This window comes from Nonomuraea sp. NPDC001831, from assembly GCF_042892035.1.
Lineage (GTDB): Bacteria > Actinomycetota > Actinomycetes > Streptosporangiales > Streptosporangiaceae > Nonomuraea.
On record NZ_JBIATU010000013.1, the window covers coordinates 1 to 19,764 of the forward strand.

Genomic DNA, 19,764 nt, shown 5'->3' on the forward strand with positions numbered 1-19,764 from the left:
GAGAGCCGTGGGGTTCGTATCCGGCCTCTGGTCCGATGTTCCTTCAGGGCCGTCCTTGGGGGCGGCCCTACGCCTCCGCTGAGTGTCGGCCCTTAGCCGCCTGCGTGCGGTGGCGCTAATTCCGCGACCGTAGACAGACTTCAGGTGTCATCGGCCCGCAGACGCGCGGCGCATCTTTGCGTTTCGAGGCTGGTCCCCGCCTACGCAGGCCGATGGGACCCGACGGAGGCGTTGGGGACGAGTGGGGGTGCGGCGTGCCCTTCGGCACTTGATGTATCCCCGGCATACACCACGCATCCCTGGACTGTCACCGCATCCCCGCAGACTGTCGCCGCACACCCGGGACTGTCCACCGCATCCCCGGGCTCCCACCGCATCCCCGGACTGTCCACCTCACTCTGAGGCTTCTACGGGCTCTCGGGGCCTCTCGACCTCCTGGCCAGGTGCCCGGTGAGGAGGCTGGCTGGCCTCGATGCTCCGTCGATTTATGGAGTGGCGCTGGGTGGCTCTGCTGGTGGGAACAGTGGGTTGGAGCGTCCTGGGGCGTTGTCCCCAGGAGAGTCGCTCACAGGCCCACCTAGCGCGCACACGTAACCCGCCACCTCACGCGGTGCAGGGCTGGGGGCTGTGGGGGTGGAGGTGGGGAGATGGGAGAAGGGCCTCACGCTGGGTGCGTGGGGCCCTTTTGTTGTGGGGGTCAGGATTTGGTGTTGACGTAGGTGACGGCGTATCTGGTGGCTACGGAGGTCCAGGGGACGGTGATCACTACGCCGTTGCGTTCGAAGACGCGGGCCTTCTCGGCCTCGGTGCCGTACTTCTGGGGGAGGGTGGCGAGTTCGGTGGCCTTGCCGGTGGCGGCGTCCAGGCGGATGAGGCGGGGGGCCAGGTCGCGGCGGTCGCCGGTTTCGACGGCCAGCAGGCCCTGGTCGTCGGCACGTACGTAGGTGAGGATCGTGTCGTGGGTGCCGGACGACTCCCACAGCTGCTTGCCGGTCTTGAGGTCGTAGGCGAGGGCCTTGTTGCGGGAGCGCATGCTCTGCGGGACGTTCTCCGGGAACGTGGCCAGGTAGAGGCGGTCGCCGTGGATGGTGTAGCGGCGTTGTTCGAACAGGCCGTTGACCATCGCCACGGTGTTCATGGCGAGCATGTCCACCTCGGGGGTCTTGAACTCGGTCACCTTGGTGGCGGCGTCGGAGTAGACCGTGAAGTTGTTCTGGCCGCCGGACTCGCTGCGGATGATGGCGGGAGAGGCTGACAGGAGGCTGGTCATGAGGCTGAGCTGGCCCAGCGTGGCCTGCTTGGTGATCTTGCCGGTCTTGGGGTCGATGTACTGGAGGCGGGTGCCGCCTCGGAAGGTGCAGTCGAGGATGACGGCGACCCGGGTGGCGGCGGTGTTGATGTCCTTGATGTGGCAGCCGTCGTCGGCGGACGCGGCGGCGCTCCACAGTTTGTGGCCGTCGGAGAGGCGGTAGGCGACCACCGCGTCGTCCAGCTCGGTGACGGCCACGCCTTCGGCGCTCATGATGCGGGGGACGTTGATGGAGTTCGCGAGATTGGACTTCTCGGCCGGGATTTTGATCTTCCAGGTGAGCTTGCCCGTGGTGGCGTCGATGCCGGCCAGGTGGTCGCAGGAGTTGCTGCTGCCGTAGGCGATGGCGGCCTTGCCGCCGGACAGGTCCGGGGTGGCGCCGCAGAGCTGGGCGCCCGGCGAGGGGATGCCCCAGGAGCGTTTTCCGGACGTCAGGTCGTAGGCGAGGACGCCGTCCTTCTGGGCGCGGATGACGACCTTGTCGGTCAGCCAGCTGCCGAAGGCCAGGGCGGTGGTGAAGTCCCAGCTTCCGGCGTTGGGGAGGGGGACGTCCCATTCTGCCCCGTCGCCGCCTCCGTCGCCGAACGCGGTGATGCCGCCGCCGGGCGTTCCGGTGGTGGCGACGAACCAGGCGGTGCCCGTGCTGACGGAGAGGAGGACCACGGCCGCGCCGGTGGCCAGCAGGGCGGTCTTCCATTTGGGCCGGGGGCTCTGCTGCGTGGGCGTGGGCGCGCTGCCGTACGGGGTGCCGCTGCCGGGTGCGGGGGGCTGCGGGGGTTGGCCGTAGGGCGAGGGTGCGCCGGGGGAGGGAGGGCTCGGCGGGTAGGTGGGCTGATTGCCCATGGGGGGCGGATATGGGGGTTGGTTGCCCGGTGGTGGTGAGTAGGGGGGTTGGTTGCCTGGTGGCGGTGGGTATGCGGCTGGGTTGCCCGTTGGCGGGGCGTACGCGCCAGGAGAAGGGGCGTACGGGGTGGCGGGCGGTTGCGGGTAGCCAGCGGGTGGGTAGGCGGCCGGTCCCGTGCCTTGCGGGGGGTACGCGGCCGGGTTCTGGGGCCACGGCTGCGCGGGCGGAGGGTAGGCGCCGGGGTTGGGAGCCGGCTGGCCGTACGGATTGGGGGGTGGGGAGCCGTACGGGCCGGATGGGGTGTTGGAGTGGTCGGTCATGGTTGTTCCCCGTTCAGGCCAGCTGCCCGCGGACGTAGGACGCCCACTGCCGTTCGAAGTCCGCCTTGCTCACGCCCAGCACCTTGAACAGTGCCGCCTCGCTGTCGTCGCCCTTGGCCCGGTAGGCCGCGATCACCGCGCTGGTCAGCTTCTGCTCGCCGTACCGCTGGGCGATGTAGCGCATGGCCAGGTGTCCCATCAGGTAGTGCACGTTCGTCATGCCGTTGGAGTCCCACGACGGGTTGTCGGGGAGCTGGCCCGAGAAGCGGGTGCTGAGGCGGCCGGCCAGGTAGGCGCGACCTTCCTGGAAGCGGATGTTCTGGTTGATCGGGTGGCCGCGGTTGGCGGAGTACTCGGCGAAGCCCTCGATGACCCAGTTGGGCTTGCCGAAGAGGGAGAAGTCGGCGCTGTCCAGCCCGGCCAGCAGGGAGTGGGCCAGCTCGTGCGTGCTGATCTCCAGGATGCCCTCGGACGACCGGAAGAAGGACGTGGTGGTGTCCATGACCACCCGGGTGCCGCCGACCTTGACGTCGTCGCCCAGGGAGGCCCAGGCGAGCATGGGGATGGACACGCCCGCTTCGTGCGCCTTCTCCTTGCGGAACAGGTTGCCGAGCTGGTTCTGCCCCTCGACCAGCGCGACCGCGAACCCGGCCGGCACGGGTGCGGTGGCGTCGCCGTTGCGCTTCCAGAAGTCCAGGTTCTTCTTCGCCGCACTGGCGACCACCGGGGCGACGCGCCTGGCCATGGCCGCGTCCTGGGGACGGGACAGGACGATGCTGGCGCCCGCGCGGACCACGGTGATGTCGGGCCAGATGTCCCAGGGGCCCGGGTAGTACACGGACTTGCTGCCCTCGGTCACCATGGGCGGCGGCGCGCCGTCCACCTTGGTGACGACCAGTGGCGCGTCCTTGGACGCCTTCTCCAGCGTCCAGCGGTACCACTCCGAGACCGGCCGCAGGTCGATGCCGGCGAACCGGTGGACGAACGCGACGTCCTGGGTGAACTTCAGGGCTCGCCCGAAGCTGTCCTCGGCGCGGCCCTCGCGGCGCATCACCTTGTACGACGCCTCGCTGAGCGGCACCTTGCGCAGGTTCGTGAACACCTTGCGCTGGTCGCGGACGAGGGCCGCGTTGCCCTTGTCGAAGATCGAGGTGAACGCGTCGGCGTTCCCGCTGCTCAGCGCCTTGCCGTGCTCGTAGACCAGCTTCTCGATCTCCTGGTCGGTGACGATCACGGCGTTCGGGTCGCTCTTGCCGGACGCCTCCTGGTGGCGCAGCGGGTCCTGGGCGCCGTTGATGCGGACGCGCAGGACGAGACCGACGCCGGCGCCCACGGCGACCGCCACCACGAGCGAGACGATGCCCATGGTGACCCAGAAGCCGGTCCGGCGCCTGGGTGGAGAAGGAGGACTGGATGGAGGTGGTGGAGGCGGCGGCTGCATGGCCGGCCACTGTTGCTGCTGCTGTTGCCCCTGATACTGCGGAAAAGTCGGCCCCGTTGTCACTTTTGCCCCGAGAGTGCTGACAAACCCCGAAAGAGGGGAATCGTACCAGTGGCCACATCGCGCGTCTTCGGGGTGGTGGGGGTCTTTGTGGAGCGGTGAGTAGGTGAAGATGATTTCCGGCGACTCGTAGCGCGGTGTTGCCATTTTTCGTGATAATTCACCGCATGATCGCGGGCAGCCTGAGGACGCTTCCACGGCTGGCCATCGCGCTCGCCCTCCTGCCGCCGCCGCTGCTCGCCCCGGACACGGCCGCGGGCGCGGCGCTGACCACCCACGCGGCGCGCGGGACCGTGAGCGCGCGGGCGGTGGCGCCGGGGACGGCGAGTACGCACGCGGTCCCGGAGCAGGTGACCGTGCGCGCCGCGCCCGGGCCGGTACGCATGCCGCACCGCCTCGGCCCCCCGGCGATCGCCGGAAAGGTCCCGGCAAAGAAGCCGAAGGCCGTGAAACCCGTCCCGGCCAAGAAGATCACCGAGCGGCTGGACCGCTTCCTGGCGGGCCGGCCGGGCCCGGTCACGGCCATGGTCAGGGATCTGACGACCGGCCGCGTCTACCGCTACCACCCGGGCGAACGGCTGATCACCGCCAGCACGGCCAAGGTCCAGATCCTGATGGCGCTGCTGCTCGGGAAACGGTGGCGCAAGCTGCCGGAGTCCGTCAGGCGCGACGCCGAGCTCATGATCCGCTACAGCGACAACCACGCGGCCGACCGCCTCTGGTTGCGGATCGGCGGCGCGGCGGGCTTCACCGAGGCCGGCCGGAGGTTCGGCCTCAAGCACACCAGGGGCGTGCCGGGGGACTGCGTCGACCTCTACTGCTGGGGCATCACCGAGACGTCGGTGGACGACCAGGTTCGCCTGATGAAGGCGCTGGTGTCCGGGAAGAGCCCGCTCAAGTCGAAGGAGCGCGCGCAGGTGCTCAGGCTGATGGGCGCGGTCGTCCGCGGCCAGGACTGGGGCCTGTCCGCCGCGGCCTGCGCGGGCGAGCGGGTGCGCCTGAAGAACGGCTGGCTGAAGCGCGTCTCCAACGGGCGCTGGGCCACGGTCAGCGTGGGGCTGATCCGGGGCCGCGGCCACGACTACGCGGTCGCCGTCCTCACCGAGGGCAGCGCCGAGGTGGGGGACGGCATCGCGACCGTCGAGGGCGTCGCCGCGCGGATCATGCGGGAGTTCCGGAGGTGCCCGGCGTGACCAGCCGGTAGCCGACGCCGCGCACGGTCTGGATGAGCTGGTCGTCGTTGTCACCGAGGCGCGCGCGCAGCCGTTTGACGTGCACCGCGATCGTGTTCGTCGACGTGGTCGCGGCGGCGTGCCACACGTGCCGCATGATCTGCTCGCGGGTGACCGTGCGGTCGGCGTTGCGCATCAGGTACTGCAGCAGCTCGAACTCGCGCAGCGGGAGGTGCACGGCGCGGCCGCCGACGCGTACCTGGTAGGCCTGGACGTCCAGTTCGACGCCGCCGACGGCCAGGACCTTGCGGGACTCGGGGGAGGCCGCCTGGATGAACGGCAGCAGTTCCGGCACCCGGTAGGGCCGGGCCACGCAGGCCGCCGCCCCCGCCGCGAGCGCGCGTACGGCCTGTTCGGCGTTCCCCTCGCCGACGCCGAGCAGGACGGGCACGGCTCGCGCGAGCCGTACCGCGCGGACGAAGTCGACCGCGTCGATGACCGGGAGCGTGGCCGAGACGAGCACCACGTCCGGCTGCAGCGCCCCCGCCTGCAGCAGCCCTTGGGCGCCGTCCGGCGCGCCGGTGACGGCCACGCCCTCGCGTTCCAGCGCCGTGGCCAGGTCACCGACCACGGCGTCGTCGGGGTCGGCGATGAGCAGTACGGGCTTGGTCCGCGTGTCCCCGTTCATCGTGGATGCCGCCTGCTGTGGGGTCATCAGCCGAAGCGTCCCGTGATGTAGTCCTCTGTCGCCTTCTCTGAAGGGTTGGTGAACATGCGGGAGGTCTCGTCCATCTCGATGACCTTGCCGGGCTTGCCCTGGGCGGCCAGGTTGAAGAACGCGGTCCGGTCGCTGACCCGGGCGGCCTGCTGCATGTTGTGGGTCACGATCACGATCGTGAACTCTTCCTTGAGCTGGGCCATCAGGTCCTCGATGGCCAGCGTCGAGATCGGGTCGAGCGCCGAGCACGGCTCGTCCATGAGCAGGACCTGCGGCTTGACCGCGATCGCGCGGGCGATGCACAGACGCTGCTGCTGACCGCCGGACAGGCCGGCGCCGGGCTTGTTCAGCCGGTCCTTGACCTCGTTCCAGAGGTTGGCGCCCTTCAGCGACTCCTCCACGATGCCGTCGAGGGTGGACTTGCCGACCCGGCCGTTGAGGCGGAGCCCGGCGGCCACGTTCTCGTAGATCGACATCGTGGGGAACGGGTTGGGGCGCTGGAAGACCATGCCGACCATGCGCCGGACCGACACGGGCTCGACGGTGGGGGCGTACAGGTCCTCGCCGTCGAGCATGACCTTGCCCTCGACGCGGGCGCCGGGGATCACCTCGTGCATGCGGTTGAGCGTGCGCAGGAACGTCGACTTGCCGCATCCGGACGGGCCGATGAACGCGGTGATCGAGCGCGGCTCGATGGTCATCGACACGTCCTCGATCGCCTTGTGCGACCCGTAGTACGCGTCGAGGCCCGAGACCTGGATCTGCTTGGACATTGTGGCGGTTACCCCCTATCGGCCCCTGGCGGGCCTGCGCCACCAGGCGATCAGGCGCGCCACCAGGTTGAGCAGCATGACGATCAGGATCAGCGTGAGGGCTCCGGCCCAGGCGCGGTCGATGGCGGTGTCGTTGGGACGGGCCGCCTGGTCGAAGACGAAGAGCGGAAGGCCCATCTGCGGCCCGCTGAACGGATCGTTGTTGATGGAGTCGGTGAAGAACACCGTGAGCAGCAGCGGCGCGGTCTCGCCGGCCACGCGGGCGACGGCCAGCATGACGCCGGTGACGATGCCGGTGAACGCGGTCGGCAGCACGACCTTCAGGATCGTGCGCCACTTGGCCACGCCCAGCGCGTACGAGGCTTCGCGCAGGTCGTTAGGCACCAGCCGGAGCATTTCCTCGGCCGATCTGACCACGGTCGGCATCATCAGGATCGACAGCGCCAGCGCGCCGGCGAAGCCGGAGAACGGGTTGCCCAGGAAGAGCACCCAGAAGGCGAGGATGAACAGGCCGGAAACGACTGAAGGGACGCCGGTCATGACGTCCACGAAGAAGCTGATGGCCCGGCTCAGGCGGCCGCCGTGGCCGTACTCGACCAGGTAGATGGCGGTGAACAGGCCGATCGGGACCGAGATGAGCGAGGCCAGCAGGACCTGCTCCAACGTGCCGACGATGGCGTGGTAGGCGCCGCCGCCGACGTCGCGGGCGCCGATGTTCCGCATCGAGTGGGTGAGGAACTCCAGGTCGAAGCGGGCCAGGCCGTTCGAGATCACCAGCCAGAGGACCGACACGAGCGGCACCACGGCCAGCGCGAACGCCAGGTAGACCAGCCCCTGGACGAACCTGTCCTTGATCCGGCGGCCGGTCGAGATGTGCTGGATGGTCATGCCCCCACCGCCCTGAACTCCTTGCGCCGGTTGATCACCATGCGTGCGCCCATGTTGACCAGCAGCGTGATGACGAACAGCACCAGACCGGAGGCGATCAGCGCGCCCCGGCCGACCTGCGTGGCCTCGCCGAAGCCGTTGGCGATGTTGGCCGCGATGCTGTTGGCGTGCGGGGTGAGGATCTCGAAGCTGATGTCGAAGGTGGCGGGGAAGATCAGCGCGACCGCGATGGTCTCGCCCATCGCGCGGCCGAGGCCGAGCATGGCGGCGCTGATGACGCCGGGCCGGCCGAACGGCAGCACGGCCATCCTGATCATCTCCCAGCGGGTGGCGCCGAGCGCCAGGGCCGCCTCCTCGTTCATCTTCGGGGCCTGGAGGAAGACCTCGCGCGAGATGGCCGCGATGATCGGCAGGATCATGATCGCCAGGACGATGCCGCCGGCGAGCATGGTCTTGCCGCCGATGGCCCCCTCGCCGGAGAACAGCGGGAACCAGCCGAGGTGCTCGTTGAGCCACTGCGACGGCGTGCGCAGCAGCGGCACCAGGAACGTCACGCCCCACAGGCCGTAGACGACGCTGGGCACGGCGGCCAGCAGGTCGACCAGGTAGCCGAGCGGCCCGGCCAGGCGGCGGGGCGCGTAGTGGGAGATGAACAGCGCCACGCCCACCGCGATGGGGGTGGCGATGACCAGCGCGATCGCCGAGCTGAGTACGGTGCCGAAGGCCAGCGCGCCGATGCCGAAGACCTGGCTGCCGTTGGGCTCCCAGATCAGGTCGGTGAAGAAGTTGCCCTTGTTCGCCTGCAGGGCCGGGACGGCCTCGCTGATGAGGAACACGGCGATGGCCGCCATGATGCCCAGCAGCAGGACGCCGGCGCCGGTGGAGACGAACTTGAACGGGCCTTCACCATGGCTGCGCCGCGAGGCGGACCGGCGCGTGGCCGGCCCGCCCCCACGGGTACGAACGTTGGTCGTCATGTTCTGCTAGGAGATCGCGCCGACGGCGGTGCGGACCTTGGTCAGCAGCTCGCCCGCGAGCGGGGCGTAGCCGAGCTCCTTCAGCGCGGCCTGGCCCTCGTCGCTGGAGGTGTAGGTGAGGAACTCCTTGACGAGCTTGGCCTGCTCGGGCGCGAGGCCCTTCTCGCAGGTGATCTCGTACGTCACCAGCACGATCGGGTACGCGCCCGCCGTCTTGGTGGCGTAGTCGATGCTCAGCTTCAGGTCGTTGCCGGTGCCGGTGATCTCGGCGGTCTCGACCGTCTTGGCCGCGCTGTCGGCGGTCAGCTCGACGAACTCGCCGGAGCCGTTGGCCACCTTGGCCTTGCTGAGCTGGGAGTTCTCGGCGAAGGAGAGCTCGACGTAGCCGATGGAGCCCTCGGTGCTCTTGACGCTGGCCGCGACCTGGTCCGAGCCCTTGGCGCCCTGGCCCTTGGCCTCGGCGGGCCACGCCTTGGCGGGCTCGTACGGCCAGCCGGCGGTCGCCTTGAGGAACTTGGTGAAGTTGTCGCTGGTGCCCGACTCGTCCGAGCGGTGGAAGGCCGAGATCGGCGTGGACGGGAGCTTGGCGTCGGGGTTGTCGGCCTTGATGGCCGCGTCGTCCCACTTGGTGATCTTGCTGTCGAAGATGCCGCCGATGGTCTTGGGCGACAGCTGCAGGCCGTCCACGCCAGGGAGGTTGTAGACCACCGCGACCGGGCCGGTCACCATCGGGATGTTGATGGCCTTGCCGGTCTTGCACCGGGCGTCGGCCTGGGCGGGCTCGCCCTTGTCGTCCTTGAGAGCGGAGTCCGAACCCGCGAAGTCGACCGTGCCCGCGATGAACGACTGCACACCGGCACCCGAACCGCTCGGCTGGTAGTTCAGGCTCACGCCCGAGTTCTTGGCCTGGAAGTCCTTCTTCCACTGGTCGATCGCGTTGGCCTGGGCCGACGAGCCGGCGGCGTTGATGGTGCCGCTCAGGCCGTTGTCGTTGCCCGCGGCGGGAGCGCCGGCGGAGCTGGTGGCGGTCGTGCTCCCGGAGCTGTTGTTGTCTGTGCCGCACGCAGCGAGCGAGAGCGCGCCGACGACGGCGACGGCGGCGAGCCGGCCTGCATACTTCACGGTTGGTTCCCCTCACTTGGTCCTTAGTCGTCCATGAAGTTATGCAGGCAAAGTGACTCAGACCCCCCAACAAGGGTGAACGTTCGGTGAACGCGCCTGGTCCTCTCCATCAATTTGACCAGCGAAGATGGGATACATGAGCTATCGCGTGTGTCTCGTGTGCATGGGCAACATCTGCCGTTCCCCGATGGCGGAGGCGGTGCTCCGCCGGACCCTGGAGGAGCGCGGGCTCGGCGGCCGGGTGGTCGTCGAGAGCGCGGGCACCGGCGGCTGGCACGCCGGCGATCCGATGGACGAGCGGGCGCTGGGCATCCTGGCCGAGCACGGCTACGACGGCGCCGCCCACCGCGCCAGGCAGTTCACGCAGGACTGGTTCGACCGCTACGACCTGGTGCTGGCGATGGACCGGGACAACGCGGCCAACCTGCGCCGCCTGGCGCCCGCCGGCGTCGAGGTGCGCCTGTTCCGCTCGTTCGACCCCGGCGCGCCGGACGGCGCCGAGGTGCCCGACCCCTATTACGGTGGCCGCGAGGGTTTCGAGGAGGTGCTGACCATGCTGGAGACGGCCGCCAAGGGCGTGGCCGCGCACATCGCCGATGAGATCGACTGAGGACCTCGGCTCCTCCCACGGATGGCGGCTGCAGCGCGGCGTCCTGGAGGACGGGCGGCAGGTGTTCGCCAAGATCGGGCCTGCCTCCGGCGTGTTCGCCTCCGAGGCCGCCGGGTTGCGCTGGCTGGGTGAGGCGATCACCGTGCCCGAGGTCGTGGAGGCCGGTTCCGACCGGCTGGTGTTGTCGTGGGTGCCGCAGGAGGCGCCCACCGCCGAGGCGGCCCTGCGGTTCGGCCGTGACCTGGCCCGTCTGCACCGCGCCGGGGCGGCCGGGTTCGGCGCGCCCTGGCCGGGGTTCATCGCCGAGCTGCCCATGGACAACTCGCCCGACGGTGACTGGCCGTCCTTCTACGCCTCCCGGCGGGTGTTGCCGTTCCTGCGCAGGGCGCGGCTGCCGGCCGCGGACGTGACGCTGGTCGAGCGGGCCGTGGCCCGGTTCGCCGAGGTGGCCGGGCCGCCGGAGCCGCCCGCCCGCCTCCATGGGGATCTGTGGAGCGGGAACGTGTTGTGGTCCGGCGGCACCGGGGTGCTGATCGATCCGGCGGCCCACGGCGGGCACCGGGAGACGGATCTGGCCATGCTCGCCCTGTTCGGGCTGCCGTACCTGGATCGGGTGATGGGGGCCTACCAGGAGGAGTTCCCGCTCGCGCCGGGGTGGCGGGCGCGGGTGCCGCTGCACCAGCTCCATCCGCTGCTGGTGCACGTGGTGCTGTACGGAGCCTCCTACCGCGACTCGTTGCTGGATGCGGTCGCCCGGGTGTTGTCGCTCTGAACAACCGATAAAGAAATAGGGGATCCAGCCACGGTAAGCATTTCTCCGCCCAAGGGGAGAAAAGAGGACGGCGGCCGGGTAAAGTTGGCGGATTTCGTATCCGGCGGCCCCGGCCGAAAACTCATTAAGGCGTTTCCTTCTTCCCCCTGAGTCAATTGGAGGGCGCATGGCGGACGACCCCACGCACGGCGCACTGGCCCTGACCCCGCTGGTCTGGGGCCCGCCCGGAGCCCGGCCCGACGAACGCAGGCTGCGCCAGCTCGGGCAGGCGCTGGCCGAGGTGCTGACAGGTCGCCGCCCGCCGGAGTCGGTGGCCGACCGGCTCACCGGCGGGGCCTACCGCGACCTCGTCAGGGCCGGGCGGATGATCTCCGCCGATCGGCCGCCGTTCGTCGGGAGCCCGCACGTCAAGGAGCCGAGGGACGGGGCCGTCGAGATGTGCGTGCTGGTGCACTGCGGCGAGCGCAGCCACGTCCTGGCCGTACGGCTGGAGCGGCACGGCCACCGCTGGTTGTGCACCGACTTCGAGACGGCCTGAAGCGGGCTCAGGAGGTGATCGTGGTGCCGTTGAGCCGGTTGAGCACCTCGTCGTGGAGGGCGCCGTTCGTGCAGACCAGGCTGCCGCCCTCCAGGCCGCGCACGCCGGCGAGGTCGGTCCAGACGCCGCCGGCCTCCTCGACGATCACGGTCAGGGCCGCCATGTCCCAGGGCGACAGCTCCGGCTCGGCGGACACGTCGACCGAGCCCTCGGCGACCATCATGTGCGACCAGAAGTCGCCGTACGCGCGGGTGCGCCAGCAGGCGCGGCCGAGGTCGAGGAAGTTGTCCAGCTTGCCGAGCTCCTCCCAGCCGCCGAAGCTGGAGTAGGAGAAGGAGGCGTCCTCCAGCGCGGTGACCGAGGAGACGCTCATCCTGGTGGCCTTGGCCAGGCTCCTGCCGGTCCAGGCGCCGCCGCCGGTCGCCGCCCACCAGCGACGGCCGAGCGCGGGGGCCGACACCAGGCCGACGACGACCTTGCCGTACTCCATGAGCGCGATCAGCGTGGCCCAGACGGGCACGCCGCGCACGTAGTTCTTGGTGCCGTCGATGGGGTCGATGATCCACGACCGGGCTCCCCACCCGGTCCTGCCGAACTCCTCGCCCACCACCGCGTCGCGCGGCCGGGCCCGGCGCAGCGTGCCGCGGATGGCCTCCTCGACGGCCCGGTCGGCGTCGCTGACCGGCGTCAGGTCGGGCTTGGTCTCGACCTTGAGGTCGACCGCCTTGAAGCGCCGCATGGTCAGGTCGTCGGCGGCGTCCGCCATGACGTGAGCGAGGCGTAGATCGTCGTTGTAACCCTGCACGGTCAGCCACGCTATCGCGTCGGTCGTGCCGGACATCAGTCACCGGCGACCCTTTTCTGGTAACTCCCTTTTCACCTACTGACCAGTAACATGTCTCCTATGTCCACTGATGTAGGTGCCTTCCTTCTCGAAACCGTTCCATTCGCCCGGACGTTGGGGATCGTGTTCGACTCGGTCGAGGACGGCCGGGCGGAATGCCGGCTGCCCGACCGGCCCGAGCTGCACAACCACGTGGCCGGGCCGCACGCGGGCACGCTGTTCACCCTGGCCGAGTCGGCGTCGGGCGCGGCGGTGCTGTCCAGGTTCGGCGACCAGCTCAGCCGCAGCGTGCCGCTGCCCACGACGGCGACCATCGAGTTCCGGAAGGTGGCCCTGGGGGAGGTGCGGGCGCAGGCGCGCGTGGCCGCCTCAAGAGAGGAGGTCGTCGGCAAGCTGGACGCCGGCGAGCGGCCGGTCTTCGACGTGCTGGTCGACGTGCGCGACGCGGCCGGCACCCTGGTCTCCAGCCTCACCGTCACCTGGACGCTGCGCCCCAACCGCCCCTGACCGGCCGACGATCAGGCGGCGGGCTCGTCGGGGGCGCCCTCGCGGCTGGACAGCAGGCGGCGCAGCGACTCCAGACGGGCCGGGTCGGCGTTGCCCGCTGCCGCCCAGGCGTCGAGCGCGCAGCCGTCGCCGAGGTGGGTGCAGCCCTTCGGGCAGGTGACCGTGCCCTCCACCAGGTCGGGGAAGGCGGCCAGCACGGTCTCGACCGACACGTGGGCCAGGCCGAAGCTGCGCACCCCCGGCGTGTCGATGATCCAGCCGCCCTCGGGCAGCTCCAGCGCGACGGCCGAGGTGGAGGTGTGCCGGCCGCGGCCGGTGACCGCGTTGACGTGCGAGACCGCGCGGTTGGCGTCGGGGACCAGGGCGTTGACCAGGGTGGACTTGCCCACGCCCGAATGGCCCACCAGCACGCTGATGCGGCCGGCCAGGTGGTCGCGCAGCTCGTCGAGCGAGCCGCCCTTGTGGACCACGATGTGCGGCACGCCCAGCGGCTCGTACAGGGCGACCAGCTCGTCGGGTGGGGCGAGGTCGGACTTGGTCAGGCAGAGCAGGGCGTCGATCTCGGCGTCGAACGCCGCCACCAGGATCCGGTCGATCATCCGGGGCCGGGGCGGCGGGTCAGCCAGCGCCGTGACGATCACGAGCTGGTCGGCGTTGGCCACGACCGGGCGCTCGATGCCGTCGGTGTCGTCGGTGTCGTCGGCCGAGCGGCGCAACATCGAGGTGCGCGGCTCCACGCGGACCACCCTGGCCAGCGTGTCGGGGCGGCCCGACACGTCGCCGACCAGGGCCACCCGGTCGCCGACCACGATGCCCTTGCGGCCGAGCTCGCGGGCCTTCATGGCGACGACGAGCCGGCGCTGCTGCTGCTTGCGCTTGTGGCCGCGGTCGGGCTCGACCAGGGTGGTGTAGCGGCCCCGGTCGACGGCGACCACGAAGCCCTCCACGGCGTCCTCGTGCGCGGGACGGATGCGGGTGCGCGGGCGCGAGCCCTTGCCCGGCCTGACCCGTACGTCGTCCTCGTCGTACTCCCGCTTTCTCAGCGGTCCGCTCCCATGCGCTCGCTTCCTCTCACGCCGGACCCTCCTGCGAAGTGCCCCCGCCGCCTGCCGCGAAACGCGCGACCATCGCCGCTCATCGGGACTCCAGCATCGCCGCCCACATCTGGACGAACTCGGGCAACGTCTTGGCGGTCGTCGCGATGTTCTCCACCTCCACGCCCGGCACGGCGAGGCCGATCACGGCCCCGGCCGTGGCCATGCGGTGGTCGTCGTAGCTGTGGAACACGCCGCCGTGCAGCGGGCGGGGACGGATGAGCAGGCCGTCGGCCGTCTCCTCCGCGTCGCCGCCGAGGGCGTTGATCTCGGCGGCCAGCGCGGCCAGCCGGTCGGTCTCGTGGCCGCGCAGGTGGCCGACCCCGCGGAGGCGGCTCGGCGTGGTGGCCAGGGCGGCCAGCGCGGCGATCGTGGGGGTCAGCTCGCCCACCTCATGAAGGTCGGCGTCGAGGCCCTTGACCTCGCCCGTGCCGGTGACGACCAGGTCGGCGCCGTCGCGGGTCACCGTGGCGCCCATGGTGGTGAGCAGGCCGCGCAGCGCGTCGCCCGGCTGGGTGGTCTCCGCCGGCCAGCCCGGGACGGTGACCGTGCCGCCCGTGACCAGCGCGGCGGCCAGGAACGGCGCCGCGTTGGACAGGTCGGGCTCGACCGTCATGTCCCTGGCCGCGATCGGGCCCGGCTCGACCCGCCACACGTCGCGCTCGGTGTCGTCGACCGTGACCCCGGCCTCCCGCAGCATGTGGACGGTCATCTCGATGTGCGGCTGGGAGGGCACCGGCGGGCCGACGTGCCGGATCGTCACGCCCTTGGCGAAGCGCGCCGCCGTCAGCATCAGCCCCGAGACGAACTGCGAGGAGCCGGAGGCGTCGATCGTGACCTCGCCGCCGGTCAGCGGCCCGGTGATGGTGAACGGGAGCGCGTCGTTGTCGAGGCGGGCCCCGAGTGTGCGCAGGGCGTCGAGGATCGGGCCCATCGGACGCCTGCGGGCGTAGGGGTCGCCGTCGAAGAAGACCGGCCCGTCGGCCAGCGCGGCCATCGGCGGGACGAACCGCATGACCGTGCCCGCCAGCCCCGCGTCGATGCGCGCGCCGCCGCGGACCGGGCCCGGCCGCACCTCCCAGTCGACCGCGTCGGTGGTCTCGCGCACGGCCGTCAGCGTGGCGCCGAGCGCGCGCAGGGCCGCCACCATGAGGTCGGCGTCGCGGCTGCGCAGCGCCTGGCGGACGACGCCCGGACCGTCGGCCAGCGCGGCGAGCAGCAGCGCCCGGTTGGTGACGGACTTGGAGCCGGGCAGGCGGACGGAGGCGTTGACGGGCGTGTCGGCCGTCGGCGCGGGCCAGTGCTGAGCGGGCATGTTCCAAAGCCTACTGGCCCTGGTACGGCCCGTTCACGGCCTGTGGACGACGCGCCGCCCTCCCGCCGGGCCGATCCGCCCCGGCCGGACGCGCCGCCCTCCCGCCGAGCCGGGCCGGACCGCCCCGGCCGGAGGCGAAGCCGCGAGCGCAGACCCGGACGTATGGCAATGTGGGGACATGTGCGGTAGATACGCCTCGGCGCGCAAAAAGCACGAGCTGCTGGAGGAGTTCCAGGTCGAGCTCGACGGCGAGCCCGACAAGGAGCTGGGCGCCGACTTCAACGTCGCCCCCACCAAGAACGTCTACGCGGTCATGAGCCGGTCCTCCAAGGAGGACGAGCACCCGGTCCGGCAGCTGCGGATCGTCAAATGGGGCCTGGTGCCGGTCTGGGCCAAGGACCCGTCGATCGGCTCCCGGCTGATCAACGCCAGGGCCGAGACGCTGGCCGAGAAGCCGTCGTTCCGGCAGGCGTTCGCCAAGCGCAGGTGCCTGATCCCGGCCGACGGCTACTTCGAGTGGATGGCCGTCGAGGGCGAGAAGAAGAAGCAGCCGTACTTCATCCACCCGGCCGACGGCGGCGTGCTGGCCATGGCCGGCCTGTACGAGTTCTGGAAGGACCGCACCCGCGACGACGACGATCCGCTCAAGTGGCTGGTGACCTGCACGGTCATCACCACGGACGCCGAGGACCAGCTCGGCCGCATCCACGACAGGATGCCCATGATGATCGAACGCGACCGCTGGGCCGACTGGCTCGACCCGGGCCTCACCGACACCGAGCGCGCCTCACGACTCCTGGTGCCCGCGGAGGCCGGGAGGCTGGCGGCATATCCCGTTTCTACTGATGTCAATAATGTCCGGAACAATGGGCCGGATCTCATCAAACCGCTTCCCGACGAGGAGGAAGCCGGCCTTTTCTAAAGGTGTAAGAAGCATGGTAAGTGGGCATTCGGTGAGGAAAGCGATGCGACCGTTCACTCGGTGTCACCGCCACAACATGCCCCTAATTGCGCCGGGCGGGACAACCGGGGAGTCCTGGCCGCGGGCTTCCCCCTTTTCACCCGGAGGTGCGGATTCGTGGACGTCACGACCGCTCGTCAGCGGCTCGAAGACATGCTCGCGGAGCTGGACCGCTCGATCGGGGTGCTCCAGGGCGACCCCGTCGCGATCCGCGAGTACTCGGCGGCCGACGCGGGCTCCGACCTCACCGACGCCGACCGCGCCCAGGCCATGCTCACCGTGGCGACCGCGCAACGCCGCGCGGTGACCGAGGCGATCAAGCGCCTGGACGAAGGCGCGTACGGCAGGTGCGTCGACTGCGACGAGCCGGTGCCCGAGGGCCGGCTGGAGGCCCGGCCGGAGGCCGCCCGCTGCGTGCAGTGCCAGGGAAGACGCGAACGCCGCCGCTGACACCCGCGCGGAAGCCGGCGGCCGCCGGGAGGCGGCTCAGCTCTTGCGCGCGCTGGCCACCAGGTGGATGCCCACCGTGTCGTCGTCGTCGGGATGGGCGTCGAGCTCGGTGCGCACGAGCCAGGTCAGGGCCCGCCCGTCGGACCCGAGCACATGGTCCACCGTGGACGGCGACAACACCGTGCGCGGCCGCATCCACTCCACCTCGAGCCCCGCCCCCATCAGCAGCTCACGGAGCTGGCCGCTGCTGAAGCAGCGCGTGATGCTGCCGTCGGGCCAGGGCACCAGCATGACCTCGCCGGTCTGCCGCAGGTGCTGCCACTGCTCCTGCTCGGCCAGGATCGCCATGCCGAGCACCAGCGAGTCGACGCACACCAGCGCCCGCCCGCCCGGACGCAGCACCCTGGCCACGTCGCTCATCGCCGACTCGGCCATGAGCTCGATCGACATCGCGCGTTCCTCGGCGACCACCGCGTCAACACTCTCATCGGGAAGAAACGCCAGATCGTCGGCGCGTACGTGCCGAACCCGGTCGGCGTCCCGCAAACGGGACTGCGTGTCCACGGTCCGGCGGAAGTCGAGCACTTCGATCACCCGGTGTCCCGCCCTCGCGGCCTGGCCGGACCAGCGTCCGCGGCCGCCGGACAGATCGAGGATCACCGACGGTTCGCCGGGGAGCCAGCGGTTCAGTTGCTCGGCGGCGACGGCGCGGTAGAAGGTCCAGTACGGCCCGAGCGTCCCAGAGCCGTTCAGTTCCTCGGCCGGAATGGGCAGCACACGCGACTCCTGAGTTCCGGAAAAAGGGCTACCAGCCGGTACGTATGGACGTTCCCCGCACCGGGTCCTCTGTACCTTCTATCTTGCGGGAACAGACAAGGGCGCGGGCGTGTTGCGACGAGCATGCTCACATTGGAAAGACCGCGCCCCGATGACCAGGAGGTCATCGGCCAGCGGGTATTCTCCCCTGAGTACGGTGTACCGCCACAGCCGGCCACCGGTGATCTTAGGGGGGTGGGTCCGGTGCCCGCGACAGGCGCGGAGACTCTGGAGCAGCGCAGCGAGCGGTTCGAGCGCGACGTCATGCCGTATCTCGAACAGCTCTACTCCGCCGCGCTCCGGATGACCCGGAATCCAGCGGACGCGGAGGACCTGCTTCAGGAGACCTTCGCCAAGGCGTTCGCGTCGTTCCACCAGTTCCAGGAGGGCACGAACCTCAAGGCGTGGCTCTACCGGATCCTGACGAACACGTTCATCAACAGCTACCGCAAGAAGCAGCGTGAGCCCAAGCAGTCCGGCACCGAGGAGATCGAGGACTGGCAGCTCGCGCGCGCCGAGTCCCACACCTCAAGCGGGCTGAAGTCGGCCGAGGTCGAGGCGCTGGAGCACCTCCCCGACGGCGACATCAAGCAGGCGCTCGCGGCGCTGCCGGAAGAGTTCAGGATCGCCGTCTACCTCGCCGACGTCGAAGGCTTCCCCTACAAGGAGATCGCCGACATCATGGGCACTCCCATCGGCACCGTGATGTCCAGGCTGCATCGGGGACGCAGGCAGCTCCGGGGCCTCCTAGAGGACTACGCCCGCGAGCGCGGCCTGGTCCCCTCGGAGGGATCGAAATGAGCTGTGGCAACCCGCACGACACCGACTGTCGCGAGGTGCTGGACAAGGTCTACGCCTATCTCGACGGCGAGCTGACCGACGGTGACGTCTCCGACATCCGCGTGCATCTCGACGAGTGCAGCCCGTGCCTGAAGGAGTACGACCTCGACAAGGCGGTCAAGGCGCTCGTGGCCAAGCACTGCGGCTGCGACCCCGTCCCCGCCGATCTGCGTTCCAAGGTGCTGGCTCGCATCGAGCAGGTGAGGTCGGAGCTGGCCGACTAGGATTCACGCCATGCGCGTCCTAGTCACCGGTGGTGCCGGTTTCATCGGGTCGAACCTCGTCGACCGCCTGCTCGCGGACGGACACGAGGTCGTGGCCGTAGACGACCTGTCCTCCGGCAGCAGGGACAACCTGGTCAACGCCGCCGAGAGCGACCGTTTCAGCCTGCACGTCCTCGACGTGCGAGACCCGGCGATCATCGGGCTGGCGGCCGAGCTGCGGCCCGAGGTCATCTGCCACCTGGCCGCCCAGATCAGCGTACGCAGGAGCGTCGCGGACCCCGTGCACGACGCCCGGCTCAACGTCGAGGGCACCGCGTCGGTGCTGACGGCGGCCAAGGAGGGCACCACGCGCAAGGTGGTGTTCGCCTCGTCGGTGGCGGTCTACGGCCGGCCCGCCACGATCCCCGTGCCCGGCGACGCGCCCACCGACCCGCGCTCGCCGTACGCGGCCTCCAAGCTGAGCGCCGAGATCTATCTGGCGACCTTCCGCGCCCTCTACGGCCTGGAGTACACCACGCTGGTGCTCTCCAACGTCTACGGCCCGCGCCAGTCGCCCGACGGGGAGGCCGGCGTCGTGTCGATCTTCACCGACGCCCTGCTCAACGGCACCCCCACCGTCCTCTACGGCGACGGCACCCAGACCCGCGACTACGTCTACGTCGACGACGTGGTCGACGGCTTCGTCCGGGCCTGCGGCAGTGAGGGCAACGGCCGCCGCTTCAACCTCGGCACCGGCATCCAGACCACCGACAGGCGCCTGCACTCGCTGATCGCCGACGCGGCCGGGGCCCCGGACAAGCCGGGCTTCGCGCAGCCGCGCCTCGGCGACCTGCCGGCGATGGCCGTCGATCCGGTGCCCGCCCACGAGGGGCTTCGCTGGGAGCCGCGCACCGACCTGCCGACCGGCGTGAAGAGCACCGTGGCCTGGGCGCGGAGTCGCGCCAGGTAGTTGCTTGATTACACTTTGCTTGCGATTTCCCGCTCGGCCCGTACGGTGACGTCCTGTTCTGTAGCGTGAGCTCCAGAAGTCGACGTGGAGGCATGTGGGATGTTGAAGGACAGGTTCACCCGGTCGCTCGCCGCCGTCATCGTGGTCACCTCGACGGTGGTCCTGGCCGGCATCGGCGCGCTTCCGCCAGGGGTTTCCTGGACCTGACCGCCGTAGGGGG

General features: G+C 70.3%; 21 protein-coding genes. 10 read left to right on the plus strand and 11 right to left on the minus strand.

Annotation, left to right across the window (positions count from 1 at the left end; all coding sequences use genetic code 11):
• Nucleotides 1-697 precede the first annotated feature (697 nt).
• Both ACFYYW_RS33865 and ACFYYW_RS33870 read right to left on the minus strand, forming a co-directional pair.
• Nucleotides 698-2,152 (minus strand): PQQ-binding-like beta-propeller repeat protein, encoded by a 1,455-nt coding sequence (locus tag ACFYYW_RS33865; protein WP_387654883.1) that lies wholly within the window; start codon nt 2,150-2,152, stop codon nt 698-700.
• 334 nt (nt 2,153-2,486) lie between these two features.
• Nucleotides 2,487-3,839, minus strand: a complete 1,353-nt coding sequence (locus ACFYYW_RS33870) for a hypothetical protein (RefSeq protein WP_387654885.1) — start codon at nt 3,837-3,839, stop codon at nt 2,487-2,489.
• 302 nt (nt 3,840-4,141) lie between these two features.
• On the opposite strand from ACFYYW_RS33870, the gene ACFYYW_RS33875 reads away from it, so the two are divergent.
• Nucleotides 4,142-5,167: a serine hydrolase gene (locus ACFYYW_RS33875; RefSeq protein WP_387654888.1), complete on the plus strand. Its 1,026-nt coding sequence runs from the start codon at nt 4,142-4,144 to the stop codon at nt 5,165-5,167.
• Here the strand turns inward: ACFYYW_RS33875 and ACFYYW_RS33880 are convergent.
• The 5 genes from ACFYYW_RS33880 to pstS are packed head-to-tail and all read right to left on the minus strand — an operon-like array spanning nt 5,136 to nt 9,624.
• A complete protein-coding gene (locus tag ACFYYW_RS33880; RefSeq protein ID WP_387654891.1) occupies nt 5,136-5,861 on the minus strand; it encodes a response regulator transcription factor in 726 nt (241 codons plus the stop codon). The two genes, ACFYYW_RS33875 and ACFYYW_RS33880, sit on opposite strands and share 32 nt — an antisense overlap.
• Nucleotides 5,861-6,637 carry a phosphate ABC transporter ATP-binding protein PstB gene (pstB, locus tag ACFYYW_RS33885; RefSeq protein ID WP_352322866.1) on the minus strand — a complete coding sequence of 259 codons (777 nt, stop codon included), beginning with the start codon at nt 6,635-6,637 and terminating at the stop codon, nt 5,861-5,863. The genes ACFYYW_RS33880 and pstB overlap by 1 nt, the downstream gene beginning before the upstream one ends.
• Before the next feature lie 15 nt (nt 6,638-6,652).
• Complete coding sequence (gene pstA, locus ACFYYW_RS33890) at nt 6,653-7,525, minus strand: phosphate ABC transporter permease PstA (RefSeq protein WP_352322867.1); 873 nt, start codon at nt 7,523-7,525, stop codon at nt 6,653-6,655.
• Nucleotides 7,522-8,502 (minus strand): phosphate ABC transporter permease subunit PstC, encoded by a 981-nt coding sequence (gene pstC / locus ACFYYW_RS33895; RefSeq protein ID WP_352322868.1) that lies wholly within the window; start codon nt 8,500-8,502, stop codon nt 7,522-7,524. The genes pstA and pstC overlap by 4 nt, the downstream gene beginning before the upstream one ends.
• A gap of 6 nt (nt 8,503-8,508) precedes the next feature.
• A complete protein-coding gene (pstS, locus tag ACFYYW_RS33900) occupies nt 8,509-9,624 on the minus strand; it encodes a phosphate ABC transporter substrate-binding protein PstS (RefSeq protein WP_387654895.1) in 1,116 nt (371 codons plus the stop codon).
• 136 nt (nt 9,625-9,760) lie between these two features.
• Between pstS and ACFYYW_RS33905 the strand changes: the two genes are divergently transcribed.
• From ACFYYW_RS33905 to ACFYYW_RS33915, 3 genes are all read left to right on the plus strand, one after another.
• On the plus strand, nt 9,761-10,234 hold the full coding sequence (locus ACFYYW_RS33905; RefSeq protein WP_387654898.1) for a low molecular weight protein-tyrosine-phosphatase: 474 nt from the start codon (nt 9,761-9,763) through the stop codon (nt 10,232-10,234).
• Nucleotides 10,221-11,006 carry a fructosamine kinase family protein gene (locus ACFYYW_RS33910; protein WP_387654901.1) on the plus strand — a complete coding sequence of 262 codons (786 nt, stop codon included), beginning with the start codon at nt 10,221-10,223 and terminating at the stop codon, nt 11,004-11,006. Before ACFYYW_RS33905 ends, ACFYYW_RS33910 begins: the two co-directional genes overlap by 14 nt.
• A gap of 166 nt (nt 11,007-11,172) precedes the next feature.
• The gene (locus tag ACFYYW_RS33915) at nt 11,173-11,544 is read left to right on the plus strand and encodes an Rv3235 family protein (RefSeq protein WP_387654904.1); all 372 of its coding nucleotides are present in this window, start codon (nt 11,173-11,175) and stop codon (nt 11,542-11,544) included.
• A gap of 7 nt (nt 11,545-11,551) precedes the next feature.
• Here the strand turns inward: ACFYYW_RS33915 and hisN are convergent, their stop codons facing one another.
• Nucleotides 11,552-12,385: a histidinol-phosphatase gene (hisN, locus tag ACFYYW_RS33920; protein ID WP_387654907.1), complete on the minus strand. Its 834-nt coding sequence runs from the start codon at nt 12,383-12,385 to the stop codon at nt 11,552-11,554.
• Nucleotides 12,386-12,439: 54 nt separating this feature from the next.
• Here hisN and ACFYYW_RS33925 point away from each other — a divergent pair, with 54 nt between their 5' ends.
• Nucleotides 12,440-12,895, plus strand: a complete 456-nt coding sequence (locus tag ACFYYW_RS33925; protein ID WP_387654910.1) for a DUF4442 domain-containing protein — start codon at nt 12,440-12,442, stop codon at nt 12,893-12,895.
• Nucleotides 12,896-12,906: 11 nt separating this feature from the next.
• Here ACFYYW_RS33925 and rsgA read toward each other — a convergent pair whose 3' ends face one another.
• Together rsgA and aroA are read right to left on the minus strand one after the other, a co-directional pair.
• Nucleotides 12,907-13,938, minus strand: coding sequence for a ribosome small subunit-dependent GTPase A (gene rsgA, locus ACFYYW_RS33930; protein WP_387655346.1), 1,032 nt, complete (start codon nt 13,936-13,938; stop codon nt 12,907-12,909).
• Nucleotides 13,939-14,029: 91 nt separating this feature from the next.
• Entirely contained in the window at nt 14,030-15,304 is a 1,275-nt protein-coding gene (gene aroA / locus ACFYYW_RS33935; protein ID WP_387654913.1) for a 3-phosphoshikimate 1-carboxyvinyltransferase, read from the minus strand.
• 178 nt (nt 15,305-15,482) lie between these two features.
• On the opposite strand from aroA, the gene ACFYYW_RS33940 reads away from it, so the two are divergent.
• The gene (locus ACFYYW_RS33940) at nt 15,483-16,226 is read left to right on the plus strand and encodes an SOS response-associated peptidase (protein WP_387654916.1); all 744 of its coding nucleotides are present in this window, start codon (nt 15,483-15,485) and stop codon (nt 16,224-16,226) included.
• Between the two features lie 156 nt (nt 16,227-16,382).
• Entirely contained in the window at nt 16,383-16,715 is a 333-nt protein-coding gene (locus tag ACFYYW_RS33945) for a TraR/DksA family transcriptional regulator (protein WP_387654918.1), read from the plus strand.
• A 36-nt stretch (nt 16,716-16,751) separates the two neighbouring features.
• On the opposite strand, the gene ACFYYW_RS33950 is transcribed toward ACFYYW_RS33945, so the two are convergent.
• On the minus strand, nt 16,752-17,492 hold the full coding sequence (locus tag ACFYYW_RS33950) for a class I SAM-dependent methyltransferase (RefSeq protein WP_387654921.1): 741 nt from the start codon (nt 17,490-17,492) through the stop codon (nt 16,752-16,754).
• 123 nt (nt 17,493-17,615) lie between these two features.
• On the opposite strand from ACFYYW_RS33950, the gene ACFYYW_RS33955 reads away from it, so the two are divergent.
• From ACFYYW_RS33955 to ACFYYW_RS33965, 3 genes are read left to right on the plus strand one after another with little or no spacing between them, the layout of a single operon-like run.
• A complete protein-coding gene (locus tag ACFYYW_RS33955; protein ID WP_387654924.1) occupies nt 17,616-18,332 on the plus strand; it encodes a sigma-70 family RNA polymerase sigma factor in 717 nt (238 codons plus the stop codon).
• A complete protein-coding gene (gene rsrA, locus ACFYYW_RS33960) occupies nt 18,329-18,595 on the plus strand; it encodes a mycothiol system anti-sigma-R factor (RefSeq protein WP_352322878.1) in 267 nt (88 codons plus the stop codon). Before ACFYYW_RS33955 ends, rsrA begins: the two co-directional genes overlap by 4 nt.
• A 10-nt stretch (nt 18,596-18,605) precedes the next feature.
• Nucleotides 18,606-19,544, plus strand: coding sequence for an NAD-dependent epimerase/dehydratase family protein (locus ACFYYW_RS33965; RefSeq protein ID WP_387654927.1), 939 nt, complete (start codon nt 18,606-18,608; stop codon nt 19,542-19,544).
• Nucleotides 19,545-19,764: the final 220 nt, after the last annotated feature.